We start from the raw sequence: 16,507 nt of genomic DNA, 5'->3' as shown, positions 1-16,507 counted from the left end.
GGGTCGTCAAGGCCGGCCGTCGTGCTTTCCTGACGTCTTGCTCTCTGCTGCCAGGCTGCGCCTTGACGGCCCCGCGCACGGCGCGAGGGTCAAGCAGGTCGGGACGCTGTCTCCTCCGTCTTGACGCTCGCGAAGGCGCGTCCCTTGTTGAGGACCGCCCAGGCAATTCGGGCGAGTTTGTTAGCGAGCGCAATCGCCAGCACGTTGTGATGCAATCGTTTCTTGGCGGCTCGGATCCAAAAGTTGAGGCCATAGCGCTCCCAACACCTGATCTTGACCAGCACAACCCAAGCGGCTTGCACGAACAGCGCGCGCAGGTAGCGATTGCCGCGCCTTGATATACTGCCGAGGATCGTGCGGTCGCCGGTCGATGTCTGCTTCGGCACAAGTCCAAGCCAGGCGCCGAAGTCGCGGCCTTTCGAGAACACGTCTCCAGCGCCGATCGCGGCCACCATTGCGCTCGAGATGATCGGGCCAATACCAGGCACCGTCATCAGTCGCCGGCAGGCCTCATCTTGATGGGCTAGTGTTTCGATCTCGCTAGATAGCCTCTCGATACGCTGATCCAGCCGGCGCCAGTCTTCCACCAGGCCCTCGATGATGAGCGACATGCGAGGCGAGAGCACATCGATGCGTGTCGCCAAGATGCCCGGCAACTCGAACCGCAGGGAATGCAGGCCTTGCCGCACGGCGATGCCCCGCTCCAGCAGGAACGCACGGATCTGATTGATGACGCCGGTACGCTGACCGACCAATCGATAGCGGACGCGGTGCAGTGCCTGAAGGGCGAGCTGTTCGGCGGTCTTGGTCGCGACGAACTTCATCGTCGGGCGTTGGACCGCCTCGGCGATGGCTTCCGCATCTCGGAAGTCATTCTTCTGTCCCTTCGAATACGGACGCACGTACTTCGCCGGCATCAGGCGGGCGTCGTGGCCAAGCATCTGGAGTTTGCGGCTCAGATGATGGGCGCCTACGCAGGCCTCCATACCGATCAAGCACGGCGGCAGGTTGGCGAGCCGCGTTTCCACCTGGCCGCGTGACCACTTCTGCCGCAGCACGATGGCACCGCGGTGATCATGCCCCACGATGTGGAGCGAGTTTTTGCCAATATCGATGCCGATCACGGCGATTGCTGCGTTGATTTTCTGAGACATGGCGTGCTCCTTGTCTTGAGCGCCCCTTGCCAGCTTCTCGTGCTGGCAGGGCCGGAGCACGGCCGGACCATCCCATTAGCGGACAGTCGGTTGCTGAAAACTGATATCTTGTCCAAAATGCAATGATGCGAAGGCTCGACAGTTTCCAACCTTGGTGGTGCGCAGTGGCTTTTCTGGTCGCCGTGGCAGCACCTGCGTTGGCTATTGAACCGCAAGGGTCTGCCGGTCGCGGAGCACCCACAACAACATGACTACTCAATTAAAAATCGTGAGCGACGCCCTCGCGTCGGCCGAGTGGATATCAAGAGCGCTTTCGCAGTCGGGCTATAAGGCGGATTTCACCTTGGAAAGCCTTAAGCAAGTTGACCGATTTTTCGAGGAGCAGGCGGAGAACGGACAGCCTAAGGCGGGTGGACTTCTGTCACAACAATTGGGTGCACGTCTGTTTGCAATCGGTGCCTATGTTGGCGAGGTCATCCGTCGTCAGAATAGTGGCGAGTGGCAGGGTGACGACAATGACACTCACGCCGAGATCAATGTTGCCGTTCGCCTAAAGACGGGCACGATTTTATGGCCGGTGCAGCGCGTCATGAAACGCTTCAAGAATGGAGCGGAGGACGGCATTTGGATATACGGTGTCACAGCATCGGCGCCCGGGATGAAGCAATGACAGGTGTTGGCACTTTTCGGACCTGCCTTGTCACCTGACGATTTCCGCTTCTGAGGGCAGACCGGACACCTCTGCTACGAGGCCAAATTTCCGAAAGTGACCCAATTGAGACATCTGCTGCGCTTCGGTGACGTTTGGACGATGCCAGTGATGCGCGGCAATCTCGATCCTCGCCGCAGGACGACCTGCCCCCGGGAGGTCCACCATGAGTGTTAGTCGCATTGGTCTCGATCTCGCCGCATCGATCCTTAAGTGCACGGGTCAACTCTGCTGGCCACGCCGCCCTCAGCTGACGCTTGGCCACAGCCAGCTGCCCTGACTTTTAATTCAAGCTGCCAGCGATCCTCGAGACGTTCTTTCCGCGCGTCCCGTGCGAATGAAATTGCGAAGCACATCGCAAAACTCGTCCGTGGCCGAGAACATCGGGTTGTGCCCCTTGCCTTCAAACATGTAGAGCTGCGCGCCCGGGATGCGGGACGCGATAAATTCGCTCGCGGCGCTGGTGACGAGCTGGTCTTCTCGGCCGTGCGCGACAAGCGTCGGAACAGCGATCGATTCGAGCAGGGGCGCGATGTCCATGCCCGGATCCGGATCGTAGAAGCTGAGGATCGTCTCGGTTGGCAACTTGCACATGCGCTCGATGGCCATCCGCCGCAAATCTTCTGCATCTGGCTCGCTGTAGACGTACCGAGTTTGCAAGCGGATCAATTCCTCAACGCCGCCCCGAGCGTAGGCGTCCTGACGATGCGCCATGTAATCTGGGTTGAACACCGGCCGCCCGTCCGGCAGCGCTCCCATCATCGGCGTGCCCACCGTCATAATCTTTCCGACGAGTTCACGGTGCGCATGGGCGAGCTGGATCAGCAGGTTGGAGCCGCGCGAGATGCCGACGCCGACGATCGGGACGGCAGCGGCGGCCTCGATGATCGCGCGGAGGTCCTCCATGTGTTGGAGCGTCGAGTAAGGACGCACCAGAGGTGCGGATCGTCCGGCGCCCCGGCAGTCAACCGTGATGACACAGAATTCCTGGCGAAGCTGCTCGAGAATCGGCTCAAAGGTCGACAGCCCGTAGACAATTGGATTGATGAATACGATTAGCGGCTCGCCGCTGCCGTGCTCGTAGAAGACGAGACGCGCGCCGTCTCGCTCCGCGTACCGGGCGCGGTGAACGCAGTTGCGCGCGCGGTCGCGGTCGGCATCGGTCTCGCCGAGCGCCATCGCGCGCTCGTAGTAGTCGTTCGCTCTGTCGAGATCGTCCTCAACGCCGGCCAAGTCACCCAACATCAGGAGGCACTCGCGCTCGGTGCCTCGATCGGCCGATGGTGCATTGTCCCGAGGACGGGCCGTGAGCTGCAGGCACGTTTCAAGGTGGGAGATCGCCTCTTTGACCGCATGCCGCGCCTTTGCCAGCCGACCGGCGGCCAGAAGAAAGACTGCCCCTTGGTCGAGCAGGCCGCCTTCGATGAAATGATGGGCGACGATCTCGGGCTGGCCCGCCGCGATCTCCGGCCGCAACCGCTCGATCGCTTGCGCGATATGTGCATGCAGCTGCTGACGCGGTGACTTAAGCAAGGTGGCGTAGGCCGCGTCGCGGACGAGCGCGTGTTTGAAGCTGTACGTATGATGAGGCGGCGTCCCACGTCGTTGGATGAGACCCGCCCGGCATAGCTGATCGAGCACCGCCGTCAGCTGCTGCAGATTTGGGTATCCCGCGACCGCACCGACGATCTCCTCGTCGAACTCCCGGCCGATACAGGCAGCGATCTGCGCCACCTCGCGTGCCGGAGCCAGGCGGTCGAGGCGCGCCATGAGCGACTCCTGCAGCGTCGCCGGAATGGCCAGCGGCGGAAGTGGGCCGACGAGCTCGAGATGGTCATCGCCGGCCGTTGTCTTCCAGATCACCGATTCGAGGACCGCTTTCGTCAATTCCTCGACGAACAGCGGCACGCCCTCAGTGCGGGAGAGGATGGCTTCGATGACGATGGGCGGAAGCTGCCGTCCGCCCGCTGCACTCTGGATAAGCGCGCGGGATGCTGGCCGCCCGAAGCGATTGAGGCTGAGGAATGTAACATGCGGGAAATTCGTCCAAGGCGTCGGCACGTCGGGCCGCAATGTGGTGACGAGAAGTATCGGCAGAACCCGGATCCTGTCCACCATCCGCTCGAAAAGCTCCGCCGACGTCGGATCGAGCCAATGCGCGTCCTCAAGGACCATCAGCATCGGCCGCTGTCGTGAGAGCCCCTCCATTTGCGCCAAGAGGATGCCAAAGACGCGCGCCTTTTTCTCTTGCGGCGTGCCAGCGGGCGCTGCGTAGCGTCCAAGGAGCGGCAGCCCCATCAGGTCAGCGAGCAGCGGCGTCGCGTCCTCGCCGAACCCGCCCGCTTTGTCGAGGAGCTGCTCCAGCTTCTCGAGCTTCAGCGAGGGTGCATCTTCACGCAGATACCCTGCCGCCCGTTGGAGCTGCACGAACACGGGCCAGAGCGCGCTATCCATATGATGCGGCGAGCAGGAATAGCCGATCCGGAACCGAGGTTCGTTGCGGATACGCTCACGCATCGCAAGGACAATGCGAGACTTGCCGATGCCGGCCTCGCCGGACAACACGACGACCTGACCTTCGCCGCCCTTGCCCATCTCCCAGCGATCGAGGAGGAGAGCGAGTTCCTGTTCGCGGCCGATCAATGGACCCACCTCCGCGCGTCGCAGGGCCTCGAACCGATCCTCGGCGGCCGCTTCGCCAAGAACTCGGAACGCCAGTTCCGGGGACTCGATCCCCCGGATCTGTTGCGGGCCCAGGTCGGTGAGCGCGAACCAGCTGCCAAGAAGGCGTCGTGTGCTCTCGGAGATCACCACGCCGCCGGGTTCTGCGAGCTGCTGCAGACGCGCGGCGAGGTTGGGCGTGGCGCCGACGACCCCTTCTTCCTGGGCAGCGCCATCCCCGATCAGATCGCCGACCACGACCAGCCCGGTCGCAATCCCAACGCGCGCGGAAAGAGCTGCGCCGGCTCGTTTCTCTAACCCCTCTACGGCTTCCACAATAGCAAGCCCGCTGCGCACCGCACGTTCGGCCTCGTCCTCATGCGCCTGCGGCCAGCCGAAATAGACCAGCACGCCATCGCCCATGAGCTTGGCGATGTATCCCTCGAAACGGGCCACCTCCGCTGCGACCGCCTGGTGGTAGGCGGCAAGGATCTCCCTCAACTCCTCGGGATCGAGGCGCACCGAAAGGGCAGTCGAACCAACGAGGTCGACGAACATCACCGTCAGATGACGGCGCTCGGCGGGGCGATTTTTAATCGACGGTCGCGAAGGGCTAGCCTCCGCTAGCGGCGGCCCGCGATCGTCCTCCAGCCTGCCAAGTGTTGGGGATAGTGCGGCGATCGCCGCGAGGAGCTTCTTGCGGTGACCCAGCGATGTGATGCCGAGTTCACGCAGATCCTCTGCCGTCAAGCTGGGCAGGGTCTCCGCGTCTACGTCGTTGTCGCGAAACACGCTCTCGTACTGATGCAACCCGAGGCGGCGCAGCCAATCCGCTATGTCCACATCGACCTCCCGCAAGAGGGTCGTGTTTAGTCGCAGGTCGAGCCTACCGCAGCCTGTGACAGCACACCATCCCCGGTCCAACCAACTGGCAAAGAAATAGACTAGCTGGGATCGGCGCCGGCTCGAGTTGCCAGCGCAATCGCAATCATCGTCTTACCCGAGTAACCCCACCGGCGAGCCACGCGTAATGTCGGCTTCTGGCACCTTTCGGATCTGCCGATCCTCGCAGCGAACGTCGGTTATGAGGGGTAAAGCGGAAGTGGCTCGGACATAGCCAAACCGACCCGATTGACCCTCAACGGACCATGAAAGGCGCTGCGCGCAGGTCCGCTCTGCGAGGCCGAGCTGGCCTCAAGGAGCTGGCGCATGCGAGGAGATTCGATCCCGTGCCGGCTACTGAGCAAGGCCACAGTGCTTAGCCAACCGCAATAGTTCTAACTGATGACTCATTGTGTGACGAAAGCGTGCCACTTCCAATGCAGGAATGGAGTGCTTCTCTCAAGCCGGCGCTCGGCGCGCTGAAGGTTATAGCGCGTTTGCGAATTCAACCAGGGAATCGGGACCCTGCACTTTGCAGAGCGATTCGCAATTGCCGTCGCGTTAGTTATCGGCGTTACCTCTCACGATGGGCGGTCCAACGGCCGGCGTCGGTGCGCGACTCCTGATATCCCCAATAGCCATCGAACCCTGCGCCGCCGTCGGTCGCGTGGAGAGCGCCATGGCCATAGCTGGTGGCCCATTCCCAGACGAAGTACAGCGTGTCGCCGTCGACAATTCCTTTTGAGATCCGTCCTGCACCAAGGCCGAAGCTGTACTCGCCGGTTACGCTGTTGCCGCTGCGGCGCAGGGTGACAACGATCGCGCCCGGCTCATCCGGGTCGGAGTATTGTGTGAACTGCCCGACGAAACGGCCATTGAATGCTTGGTCGGTGGCCCCAGGCGACTGCCGGAGCGTCGCTGGCGCGCCCGGACGCCGAGGACCGAGATCGGCGGGGGTCGTGGCTTTGCCGACCGCGATGATGCTGGCCTGGATGTCCGGTTCGGCGAGAAACTTGCCGAGCGTGGCGATCTTGAGCGCGAGCGTCCGGTCGGAGAGGCGCGCCGCCAGAGCGCGCAGCCGGTCGGCACTCAAGGGATGCGTCGCGTTTCGTTGTGGCGGATAGTCCTCCATCTGCGCGTCCGCCATGAAGAAAACCATGATGCCGAGCGCCGGCAGCGGGGTGCGCTGCATCACATCGACCGCGAAGGCGTCGGCCTGCTCCTCGTTTGAAATGCTCGATCCGTCGTGGTGAAAGCGCAGATGGCCGAGCTCGTGCGCCAGGATAAAGGTACGCGCGGTGACGAAGTGGCCGAGCGCGAGCTGGGCCACCTCCTTGTCGCTGAGCGCGTCGACGGGGATGCCGAGCGTCGGGAGCACCGGCGGCAAGCTCGGCAGATCTTGGTATTTGAGCATTGCGACGTAGTCGGAAATCGTCTCCAGGCTGTAGTTGTGCACTTGAAGCCAAGCATAGGCTATGCAGAGATCGTCGAGGAATTTGAGTGACAGTATAGGAAGAACGATCTTGCCGCCGCCTGGATCGCTCACGCTATAGTAGCCGAAAGGCCTGCTGGCGCGCGGATCCTCGCCGGGCAAGGGGTAGAATATCTGCACCTGGCCCAGGGCGCGCCGCTCCTCCGATAGCAGAACCGGCGCAATGACCTGATCCAGGATCTTCCCGGTGGAGGCCTGGTAGCGCTTGCCCCAGTATTGCAGCGTCGCGCGATCGTAGAGGGCCGACAGGTCATTCATGTCGCCTCCTTTGGCCGGCGCCGTGGCCATCCAGGCAACGAGGGTCGCTAGCAACAAAACGAGTTGCCTCATGGTCGCACCCGCTTGGAGTTTCCGCTAAAGTAGAGTTCTGCCGCGTCGATGAGCGCGGGAGGCGGATCAGGGCGATCGCTTGCGAGCCAGCCGTCGAACGTCGACGGATCGCCCCAGCCGCTTTCCCAGACCGAACGCAGCAATTTGAGTTTTACGCGGCGGACCAGCTCGCCGACCTCGGCTCGATCTGGTTCCGCAAGGTCGTCCCGCAGCTTGCCCGAAAGCGCATTCAGCTCGACCATGTCCCGCCGCAGCAGCTTGCGAGCATCGGCGCGCTGCGCTGCGCCGCTGTCGGTGGTGTGCGCGCTGCCAAGACCGGCGAAGGACCGCGTCTCCACGCGAGATCCTGTGTCGGCATTCACGGTCACAGGAGCTCGGGCGACGTCGTGGCGCACGCTTGAATAAAGCGACAGCGCCACCACCGCCGTGCCGAACAGGGCGAAGAAAGCGCCCGGGCCGACCCGCGAGAGGATGACCTTGATATCAAGCGGGAGGTGGAACTCGCCGCTTGCGTTACGGATGGCGGGGAGCGCAAGGAACAAGCGGTAGCCGAGATAAATCGACATGCCGCCGATGCCGACCGCAAGCAACCGTTCGATCATTCTAAGTCCGGCTACAATATCCATGTGCGGGCTCCCTTCGTGAAAGGCAACACCGCTCCTCGTCAAGGAAGCTGAGCTACCTTAACAATTCGCCTGGAGAGTATAACAAGCCGCGCTCGGAAAGGCTCGGTCGACGCCCGTAGATGTTTCCTACAACATCTGAGTTGCCCTCAAAGCCCCAATTTCCGTTGGGCTGAAGCCAGTAGTAACCGTAAGGCAAGCCTCTGGCGGCCATGGCCTGTGCCACACTGAGAGAGGCCGGCTGGCGGTTGATATAGTACCAATCTTGTGCCCTTGCGGCAGAAACGGTCGCTACGAATCCGAAAGCTGCCACCAACCAAACTACAAGTTTTGAGCGTGTGCTTGTCATTGGTTTCATGACGCGTCTCCACTCTTTCAGAAGTGGCTTGGAAGCATGGCACAAGCAGGATTGCGCGTTTGTGATTTGCATCACATATCCCGAAATTCCTTTTTGCGCTTAGCGCCGCATTATTCAGTGCTCGGCCCTACCTGCCCCCTCAGCTACTTGCACTTGCCGACGAGGTGATCGAGTGAGGTCAGTCGACTTCCGGTAATGGCACTTTTCGGAACTCGTGCTCTGGGTCGACGATGTCTGTTGGCTGGGATAAAGCGGACCTGAGTACGATGTGCCGTTACTTCCGAAAATGACCAAAGCGGACGCGCGATTGCAAAGGACTTGGCCATAGACGCTATTTCTTTGTCCTATCGGAAAGATGCAGAGTGATCATTTCTATTATGCGATCGGCCGCGGTGCCTGACGGAAAGAAGCCGATATATTTCCCGCCTTTGTCGACCAAGTACACGAACGAAGAATGGTCGATGACGTAATTCGGGCCATCAGGCGGATGTTTGGCGTAGTAGACCTTGTAAGCGAGCGCCACGCGCCGAATCTGCTCCGCGTCGCCGGTTAGGCCGATTAGCCGCGGGTGGAACAGCGGCACGTACTCGGTGAGGTGCGCAGCGGTGTCGCGTTCGGGATCAAGGGTGATGAAGATCGGCTGGACCGCGTCCGCTCCGGCGCCTAATCCATCGACCGCCAGACCAATCTGCTGCAGATCGGTTGGGCACACGTCCGGGCAATAGCTGTAACCGAAGTAGATCAGCAGAAGTTTGCCGCGAAAATCCTCGTCCGTACGCGGTTTGCCGGTGTGGTCGATCAAAGCGAACGGTCCGCCGATCGGGCCGCGGTTCCACATCAGGTCGTCCATCAGCCGCGCGGCCGAAGTCGCCTCGGACGATTGCACTCGCGACGACCGTCCTGGGCCGGCCAGCAGGAGACCGGCCGCGAGGCCGAGAAGGCGCCGCCGGGTCGCAATCACGCCACGCCGAAATTGAGCCGCGCCGCCGCCGAGGCCAGCAGCAGCTTGTCCGGCATGATCTTGCGCACGGAATCGACGAAGGTCAGGCCGCTACAGTGCATCGGCACTACCACGTCCGGCTCGAACGTCTTGAGTTCGCTGACGACCTGATCCGCATAGTCCGGCGTTGCGGGCCCTAGATGGAAGCCGCCGATCAGGGCGTGCAGCTTCTTGATGCCGGATACCTCCTGCGCCTGCCGGATGATGTTGAGAATGCCGACGTGGCCGCACGAGGTGATGACGACGAGGCCGCGGTCCTTCACGTTGAAGCAGGTCGCGTGCTCGTGGGTATGCTCGTCCGGGACGATCTTGCCCTGCAGCTCCGCCGCGGTGAAATGGGTGTACTGGGTGGCATCGCAGCCGAGCCCGTCCTTGATCCCGTACTCCACCATGGTGTTGGGCAAGACCTTCTCGATGCCGGAACGCCTGATCTGCCCGGTGGTGAAGGCGTGGCCGGCAATCACGGTCGGGTGCTCGCATAGAACAGTCGCAACCTTCTGAGCAGCTAGAGCGCGCCGGTCGAGCGTGCCGTAGTCGGTCAATTGGCCCGGCGCCCCGGCCAGGCGATGGCAGAAATTGTCCTCGCCGCCGGCGTAGAGCTTCACGTCCGCCGGCAGTGCGCCACGGTACTTATCGAGGAATCCCATCAGGCCGCCGAAATGATCGAAATGGCCGTGGCTGAGGATCAAGGCGTCGACCTTCTTCACGTCGACGCCCATGATGCCCATATTGGTGATAAGCACGTCCGGCGTGTAGCCGTAATCGAGCATCAGGGTGCGGAGCTCGTTGCCGCGCTGGGATTCGAGCCAGAGCGACAGGCCCCATTGGGTGTGAATCACATTCGGAAACCCCGTCTGGAGGGGAGTCGGCTGCACGCTCACGCCGTTGACCGTGCGGGGGCGCAGGAAAAGATCGTGGGTGGAGTCGACGAGCACCCTGATTGACAGCTTTTCGACCATCGGCACCTCGATCGGTGCCGCCGAAGCGAATTCGACGCACATGAAGCCGCTACCCACCGCCGCCCCAGCGAGCGCCGCAGAGCCTGCGAGGAGGTCACGCCGTCCCAATATACGGGTCATACGGGTCATGTCGGCCTCCGTACTATGCTTTGAGGCCCCCCGACTGGCGCGCAGCATAACAAACTTCGCGACTGCCCGGAAGTCAGGCCCCGCGCTGGGGCGGCCAAACGCTAACTTCCGGTTTTGGCCGATTCCGTTGAAGAAGTCGGCCCGCGAGCGAGGCGAGCCGCAAATGCGGCACAGCCGACCGCTTCTCAGGCCGGATTTGGCTGCGGCATTGGGACCAGCTTGGCTAGTTTCCGGAGGTTCTGGGCGGTTGCTGCAAGGAGGAACTCGTCGCGAGCCCCGTTTGGTCCACGTAATCGCAGTCGGTCGAGCTTGAGAATGCGCTTGAGGTGAGCGAACAACATTTCGACCTTCTTACGTAGCCGTCGCGATGCTCGACCTTCCCAGGATTTAGCAATCGCCCGCGCCATGTCGCGGGCTCTCTCATGGATCGAGCGAGGCACCTTTCGAGCAGGCGTGTTCGGGCAGCAGTGTGGCCTCAAGGCGCAGGCGTCACAGTCAGCCTTGCTCGCTCGATAAAGCAACGTCTCGCCATCATTCACACGTGTCCCTGTTGTGGTCAGCGTCTTGCCGCCAGGACAGATATAGACGTCGCTGACTGGATCGTAGTTGAAGTCCTCCCGTGTGAAGGTCCCATCCTTGCGCGCTGATTTGTCGAACACGGTCACATGCGGCTCGATGCCGTGCTCATCGACCAGCCAGCCCAGCATGTCGGCTGAACCATAGGCGCTGTCACCGAGAAGCCTGGACGGGTGAAGACCGAAGTTCTTTGCGGTCCGCTCGATCATGCGCTTGGCAGCGAGAACTTCTGCCTGCCGGATCGCTGTGGTCGGCTCAACGTCGACAATGATCGCATTTTCCACATCGATCAGATAGTTCGTGGAGTAGGCAAAGAAAGCCTGTCCGCCATGGGCACCGGTCCAGCGCGCGGCAGGATCAGCCGGTGAGATGAACTTGGGGACGATCTCGGTCGCGGCCCCAAACGCCGCATCGTCCAGGACAGCTAGATACTCGTCGACGGCACGGCTTGCGGCTTTTGGCGGCAACCCCTTTTCGCCCTCGACGCCGTTCTGCCGGTTAGCATCGGCCTTGATCAGGCTAGCATCGACCGCAAAGCCTTCTCCGCCAACCAGACCCTCGTCGATGCAGCGGCGCAAGACGTCTTCGAACAGCCGTCGCAGCAGATCACTATCGCGGAAGCGGCCATGTCGGTTCTTTGAGAAGGTCGAATGATCGGGCACGTCACCATCGAGCCCAAGGCGGCAGAACCAGCGGTATGCCAGGTTGAGGTGAACCTCTTCGCACAGGCGCCGCTCCGAGCGGATGCCGAAGCAGTAACCGACCAACAGCATCCGGATCATCAGCTCGGGCGCGATCGAGGGCCGCCCGATCGTGCTGTAGAAGGGGGATAGCTCTCGCCTTAACCCATCGAGGTCCACGAACCTGTCGATCGATCGCAACAAATGATCGGCCGGAACGTGCCGCTCGAGCGAAAACTCATAGAACAACGCGACCTGCTCAACTCGCTGATGTCCCATCATGATTCAGTCCTCTCGCAACGACTGAATCAGCGAACATCAACCAGCGCAACCGAAGACTTTTTCAACACAATCGGCCCTTAGCCGACATCGGCGTTGAGCCGAATGTCCGCTTTGCGCCGATTCCGTTGAAGAAGTCGGCCCGCGAGCGAGGCGAGCCGCAAATGCGGCACAGCCGACCGCTTCTCAGGCCGGATTTGGCTGCGGCATTGGGACCAGCTTGGCTAGTTTCCGGAGGTTCTGGGCGGTTGCTGCAAGGAGGAACTCGTCGCGAGCCCCGTTTGGTCCACGTAATCGCAGTCGGTCGAGCTTGAGAATGCGCTTGAGGTGAGCGAACAACATTTCGACCTTCTTACGTAGCCGTCGCGATGCTCGACCTTCCCAGGATTTAGCAATCGCCCGCGCCATGTCGCGGGCTCTCTCATGGATCGAGCGAGGCACCTTTCGAGCAGGCGTGTTCGGGCAGCAGTGTGGCCTCAAGGCGCAGGCGTCACAGTCAGCCTTGCTCGCTCGATAAAGCAACGTCTCGCCATCATTCACACGCGTCCCTGTTGTGGTCAGCGTCTTGCCGCCAGGACAGATATAGACGTCGCTGACTGGATCGTAGTTGAAGTCCTCCCGTGTGAAGGTCCCATCCTTGCGCGCTGATTTGTCGAACACGGTCACATGCGGCTCGATGCCGTGCTCATCGACCAGCCAGCCCAGCATGTCGGCTGAACCATAGGCGCTGTCACCGAGAAGCCTGGACGGGTGAAGACCGAAGTTCTTTGCGGTCCGCTCGATCATGCGCTTGGCAGCGAGAACTTCTGCCTGCCGGATCGCTGTGGTCGGCTCAACGTCGACAATGATCGCATTTTCCACATCGATCAGATAGTTCGTGGAGTAGGCAAAGAAAGCCTGTCCGCCATGGGCACCGGTCCAGCGCGCGGCAGGATCAGCCGGTGAGATGAACTTGGGGACGATCTCGGTCGCGGCCCCAAACGCCGCATCGTCCAGGACAGCTAGATACTCGTCGACGGCACGGCTTGCGGCTTTTGGCGGCAACCCCTTTTCGCCCTCGACGCCGTTCTGCCGGTTAGCATCGGCCTTGATCAGGCTAGCATCGACCGCAAAGCCTTCTCCGCCAACCAGACCCTCGTCGATGCAGCGGCGCAAGACGTCTTCGAACAGCCGTCGCAGCAGATCACTATCGCGGAAGCGGCCATGTCGGTTCTTTGAGAAGGTCGAATGATCGGGCACGTCACCATCGAGCCCAAGGCGGCAGAACCAGCGGTATGCCAGGTTGAGGTGAACCTCTTCGCACAGGCGCCGCTCCGAGCGGATGCCGAAGCAGTAACCGACCAACAGCATCCGGATCATCAGCTCGGGCGCGATCGAGGGCCGCCCGATCGTGCTGTAGAAGGGGGATAGCTCTCGCCTTAACCCATCGAGGTCCACGAACCTGTCGATCGATCGCAACAAATGATCGGCCGGAACGTGCCGCTCGAGCGAAAACTCATAGAACAACGCGACCTGCTCAACTCGCTGATGTCCCATCATGATTCAGTCCTCTCGCAACGACTGAATCAGCGAACATCAACCAGCGCAACCGAAGACTTTTTCAACACAATCGGCCAACAGCGGACATGCGCCGCCTCACCACCGATACCGCAAGCTCGTCAGCACCCGGCGCCACGCAATCGAATACCCGAAATGGTCGACCAAGCAAAATTTTGTACTTGAGCTTGACATCGTCATATCGCATCGTTCAACGGTTAGTTATCATTTCGATGTGAGTGATCATGTAGGTTGCACTCGGACATCTCTTTAGCGATTTTCTTTCGACCATCCTTTTTGTGATCGTCTTTGGACTAACCGGCAACCTCTATCTGGCCGTAGCGATTGGCGTCGGGATTGGTCTGCTGCGTATCGGCATCCTGAAACTTAGAGATAAGCCGATTGAACCGATGCAGTGGATGGCTCTTGGTCTTGTGCTCGTGTTTGGTACAGCTTCGCTCATTACCAATGATAGTCGCCTCCTAATGGCGAAGCCAAGCATCAGCAGACTAGCGATCGGTTTGATCATGTTGCGGCGAGGTTGGATGTGCCGCTATCTGCCTCAAGTTGCGCGCGATACATTGCCGAAAGTCATCATTGACCGCGCCGGATATGCTTGGGCAGCACTAATGATGACGCTTGCTGTCCTAAATATAGTCGTCGCCACGACCTTCGATTTCCAGACTTGGGCTTGGTTCGCTTCATTCGGTGTCATTGGTGCCAAAGTTGGCGCGTTCACGGTAAACTATGTGCTCTTTAGGGCGATAGTGAACCGCAAATTGGGCCCAGCGCCAGCGCGATGATGATCATTCGCGACCGCGCTGGCGAGGTCCGCTAAGGGTCGATTGTGTTGAAAAAGTCTTCGGTTGCGCTGGTTGATGTTCGCTGATTCAGTCGTTGCGAGAGGACTGAATCATGATGGGACATCAGCGAGTTGAGCAGGTCGCGTTGTTCTATGAGTTTTCGCTCGAGCGGCACGTTCCGGCCGATCATTTGTTGCGATCGATCGACAGGTTCGTGGACCTCGATGGGTTAAGGCGAGAGCTATCCCCCTTCTACAGCACGATCGGGCGGCCCTCGATCGCGCCCGAGCTGATGATCCGGATGCTGTTGGTCGGTTACTGCTTCGGCATCCGCTCGGAGCGGCGCCTGTGCGAAGAGGTTCACCTCAACCTGGCATACCGCTGGTTCTGCCGCCTTGGGCTCGATGGTGACGTGCCCGATCATTCGACCTTCTCAAAGAACCGACATGGCCGCTTCCGCGATAGTGATCTGCTGCGACGGCTGTTCGAAGACGTCTTGCGCCGCTGCATCGACGAGGGTCTGGTTGGCGGAGAAGGCTTTGCGGTCGATGCTAGCCTGATCAAGGCCGATGCTAACCGGCAGAACGGCGTCGAGGGCGAAAAGGGGTTGCCGCCAAAAGCCGCAAGCCGTGCCGTCGACGAGTATCTAGCTGTCCTGGACGATGCGGCGTTTGGGGCCGCGACCGAGATCGTCCCCAAGTTCATCTCACCGGCTGATCCTGCCGCGCGCTGGACCGGTGCCCATGGCGGACAGGCTTTCTTTGCCTACTCCACGAACTATCTGATCGATGTGGAAAATGCGATCATTGTCGACGTTGAGCCGACCACAGCGATCCGGCAGGCAGAAGTTCTCGCTGCCAAGCGCATGATCGAGCGGACCGCAAAGAACTTCGGTCTTCACCCGTCCAGGCTTCTCGGTGACAGCGCCTATGGTTCAGCCGACATGCTGGGCTGGCTGGTCGATGAGCACGGCATCGAGCCGCATGTGACCGTGTTCGACAAATCAGCGCGCAAGGATGGGACCTTCACACGGGAGGACTTCAACTACGATCCAGTCAGCGACGTCTATATCTGTCCTGGCGGCAAGACGCTGACCACAACAGGGACGCGTGTGAATGATGGCGAGACGTTGCTTTATCGAGCGAGCAAGGCTGACTGTGACGCCTGCGCCTTGAGGCCACACTGCTGCCCGAACACGCCTGCTCGAAAGGTGCCTCGCTCGATCCATGAGAGAGCCCGCGACATGGCGCGGGCGATTGCTAAATCCTGGGAAGGTCGAGCATCGCGACGGCTACGTAAGAAGGTCGAAATGTTGTTCGCTCACCTCAAGCGCATTCTCAAGCTCGACCGACTGCGATTACGTGGACCAAACGGGGCTCGCGACGAGTTCCTCCTTGCAGCAACCGCCCAGAACCTCCGGAAACTAGCCAAGCTGGTCCCAATGCCGCAGCCAAATCCGGCCTGAGAAGCGGTCGGCTGTGCCGCATTTGCGGCTCGCCTCGCTCGCGGGCCGACTTCTTCAACGGAATCCGCCAAATCCGGACATGAGCCGAGGCCATGGTTAGGATGAAGACCGTCCGTCGTTGCGGCTGAAGAAGTAAAGCTTGGTCAAGAAGTAGAGCGGCAAGACGAAGAGGCTCTCGAAAAGCAGCACCGCGGCTATGAACAGCACAGGCTCTTCGGACGCAACAATCGTTCTGGTCAAACCGAGTTCTTTCCATCCAATTGTCAGGTGCCCAACTAGGCAGGGATACAACACGAGCACAATCGCCCCCGTTGCAAGCCTGCGATATTGAGCCACTTCTCCCAAAGCGGCCGAGCGGCCAATCGTCTGAACTGCTCGGTCTTGAACTTTTGGCGTTCGGCATCGCTCATGAGCAGGACGTGGCGGTTAAGGATGCCGACGTTAGCGAGCCATCGTTTCCACCGCGGCCAAGCCGTGAAGCGCTGAGCTTTGCTCTCTTCGGATTCAATGGTGTTACGAGAATGAAGACGAAGCCTGTCTCCGGACAATGTCCGCTATGATCTGAGCGGTTGTTCGTATTGTGAAGCTGTAGAAGCAGCGAACGGAATGGGAAGGCCACCAGCCTTAATTTCGTTCTAAATTGCGCGCCACCGATCTCTGAGTTGGGCCCTCGATTTGACAGCATCTCAGTCATTTCCGGTCTGCCCCTGACAGCCGATGTAGAGACGAGTGTTGGGGTTGGTCGGTACGGGCCACAAGCGAAAGGTTGCAGCGTCAAGCCACAAGAGCCGTCACGCTTCCAGCAGGCGTTGAACGGCTCGTTGGCTAAATCGTGCGCTACTCCGCTTGGCCCCCACGGCACCGACGCGCG

The 16,507-nt window shown here is 60.7% G+C and carries 12 protein-coding genes; 3 read left to right on the top strand and 9 right to left on the bottom strand.

Annotated features, from left to right (window positions below; translation table 11 throughout):
* Positions 1 to 89: 89 nt before the first annotated feature.
* Positions 90 to 1,154 carry an IS110 family transposase gene (locus tag RX328_RS35170; RefSeq protein ID WP_317258565.1) on the bottom strand — a complete coding sequence of 355 codons (1,065 nt, stop codon included), beginning with the start codon at positions 1,152 to 1,154 and terminating at the stop codon, positions 90 to 92.
* Positions 1,155 to 1,401: 247 nt separating this feature from the next.
* On the opposite strand from RX328_RS35170, the gene RX328_RS35165 reads away from it, so the two are divergent.
* On the top strand, positions 1,402 to 1,824 hold the full coding sequence (locus RX328_RS35165; protein WP_213257367.1) for a hypothetical protein: 423 nt from the start codon (positions 1,402 to 1,404) through the stop codon (positions 1,822 to 1,824).
* A 327-nt stretch (positions 1,825 to 2,151) separates the two neighbouring features.
* On the opposite strand, the gene RX328_RS35160 is transcribed toward RX328_RS35165, so the two are convergent.
* The 8 genes from RX328_RS35160 to RX328_RS35125 all read right to left on the bottom strand — a co-directional run bounded on the left by RX328_RS35160 (position 2,152) and on the right by RX328_RS35125 (position 13,371).
* Positions 2,152 to 5,367 (bottom strand): alpha/beta fold hydrolase, encoded by a 3,216-nt coding sequence (locus tag RX328_RS35160; protein WP_213257365.1) that lies wholly within the window; start codon positions 5,365 to 5,367, stop codon positions 2,152 to 2,154.
* 613 nt (positions 5,368 to 5,980) lie between these two features.
* Complete coding sequence (locus RX328_RS35155; protein WP_213257363.1) at positions 5,981 to 7,186, bottom strand: phage exclusion protein Lit family protein; 1,206 nt, start codon at positions 7,184 to 7,186, stop codon at positions 5,981 to 5,983.
* Between the two features lie 38 nt (positions 7,187 to 7,224).
* Positions 7,225 to 7,830, bottom strand: a complete 606-nt coding sequence (locus tag RX328_RS35150) for a hypothetical protein (protein WP_213257361.1) — start codon at positions 7,828 to 7,830, stop codon at positions 7,225 to 7,227.
* Between the two features lie 76 nt (positions 7,831 to 7,906).
* Positions 7,907 to 8,209 (bottom strand): hypothetical protein, encoded by a 303-nt coding sequence (locus RX328_RS35145; protein ID WP_317258564.1) that lies wholly within the window; start codon positions 8,207 to 8,209, stop codon positions 7,907 to 7,909.
* 331 nt (positions 8,210 to 8,540) lie between these two features.
* Entirely contained in the window at positions 8,541 to 9,095 is a 555-nt protein-coding gene (locus RX328_RS35140; protein ID WP_410733922.1) for an SCO family protein, read from the bottom strand.
* 71 nt (positions 9,096 to 9,166) lie between these two features.
* Positions 9,167 to 10,288 carry an MBL fold metallo-hydrolase gene (locus RX328_RS35135; protein WP_317258808.1) on the bottom strand — a complete coding sequence of 374 codons (1,122 nt, stop codon included), beginning with the start codon at positions 10,286 to 10,288 and terminating at the stop codon, positions 9,167 to 9,169.
* A gap of 194 nt (positions 10,289 to 10,482) precedes the next feature.
* Positions 10,483 to 11,835: a transposase gene (locus RX328_RS35130; RefSeq protein WP_213257637.1), complete on the bottom strand. Its 1,353-nt coding sequence runs from the start codon at positions 11,833 to 11,835 to the stop codon at positions 10,483 to 10,485.
* 183 nt (positions 11,836 to 12,018) lie between these two features.
* Positions 12,019 to 13,371 carry a transposase gene (locus RX328_RS35125; RefSeq protein ID WP_213257637.1) on the bottom strand — a complete coding sequence of 451 codons (1,353 nt, stop codon included), beginning with the start codon at positions 13,369 to 13,371 and terminating at the stop codon, positions 12,019 to 12,021.
* A 296-nt stretch (positions 13,372 to 13,667) separates the two neighbouring features.
* Between RX328_RS35125 and RX328_RS35120 the strand changes: the two genes are divergently transcribed.
* Together RX328_RS35120 and RX328_RS35115 are read left to right on the top strand one after the other, a co-directional pair.
* Positions 13,668 to 14,171, top strand: coding sequence for an inner membrane-spanning protein YciB (locus RX328_RS35120; protein ID WP_312018183.1), 504 nt, complete (start codon positions 13,668 to 13,670; stop codon positions 14,169 to 14,171).
* A 112-nt stretch (positions 14,172 to 14,283) separates the two neighbouring features.
* A complete protein-coding gene (locus tag RX328_RS35115) occupies positions 14,284 to 15,636 on the top strand; it encodes a transposase (RefSeq protein ID WP_213257637.1) in 1,353 nt (450 codons plus the stop codon).
* Positions 15,637 to 16,507 lie beyond the last annotated feature (871 nt).

The sequence above is a fragment of the Bradyrhizobium sp. sBnM-33 genome (genome assembly GCF_032917945.1).
Taxonomy (GTDB): domain Bacteria; phylum Pseudomonadota; class Alphaproteobacteria; order Rhizobiales; family Xanthobacteraceae; genus Bradyrhizobium.
The sequence above is the reverse complement of the archived record's forward strand: the minus strand, read 5'-3'. Positions and strand labels throughout refer to the sequence as shown.

Coding starts and splice junctions, on each gene's coding strand:
- RX328_RS35145 (WP_317258564.1), bottom strand. CDS start 8,209: ATGAAACCAATGACAAGCACACGCTCAAAACTTGTAGTTTGGTTGGTG.
- RX328_RS35170 (WP_317258565.1), bottom strand. CDS start 1,154: ATGTCTCAGAAAATCAACGCAGCAATCGCCGTGATCGGCATCGATATT.
- RX328_RS35165 (WP_213257367.1), top strand. CDS start 1,402: ATGACTACTCAATTAAAAATCGTGAGCGACGCCCTCGCGTCGGCCGAG.
- RX328_RS35155 (WP_213257363.1), bottom strand. CDS start 7,186: ATGGCCACGGCGCCGGCCAAAGGAGGCGACATGAATGACCTGTCGGCC.
- RX328_RS35150 (WP_213257361.1), bottom strand. CDS start 7,830: ATGATCGAACGGTTGCTTGCGGTCGGCATCGGCGGCATGTCGATTTAT.
- RX328_RS35130 (WP_213257637.1), bottom strand. CDS start 11,835: ATGATGGGACATCAGCGAGTTGAGCAGGTCGCGTTGTTCTATGAGTTT.
- RX328_RS35115 (WP_213257637.1), top strand. CDS start 14,284: ATGATGGGACATCAGCGAGTTGAGCAGGTCGCGTTGTTCTATGAGTTT.
- RX328_RS35135 (WP_317258808.1), bottom strand. CDS start 10,288: ATGACCCGTATATTGGGACGGCGTGACCTCCTCGCAGGCTCTGCGGCG.
- RX328_RS35125 (WP_213257637.1), bottom strand. CDS start 13,371: ATGATGGGACATCAGCGAGTTGAGCAGGTCGCGTTGTTCTATGAGTTT.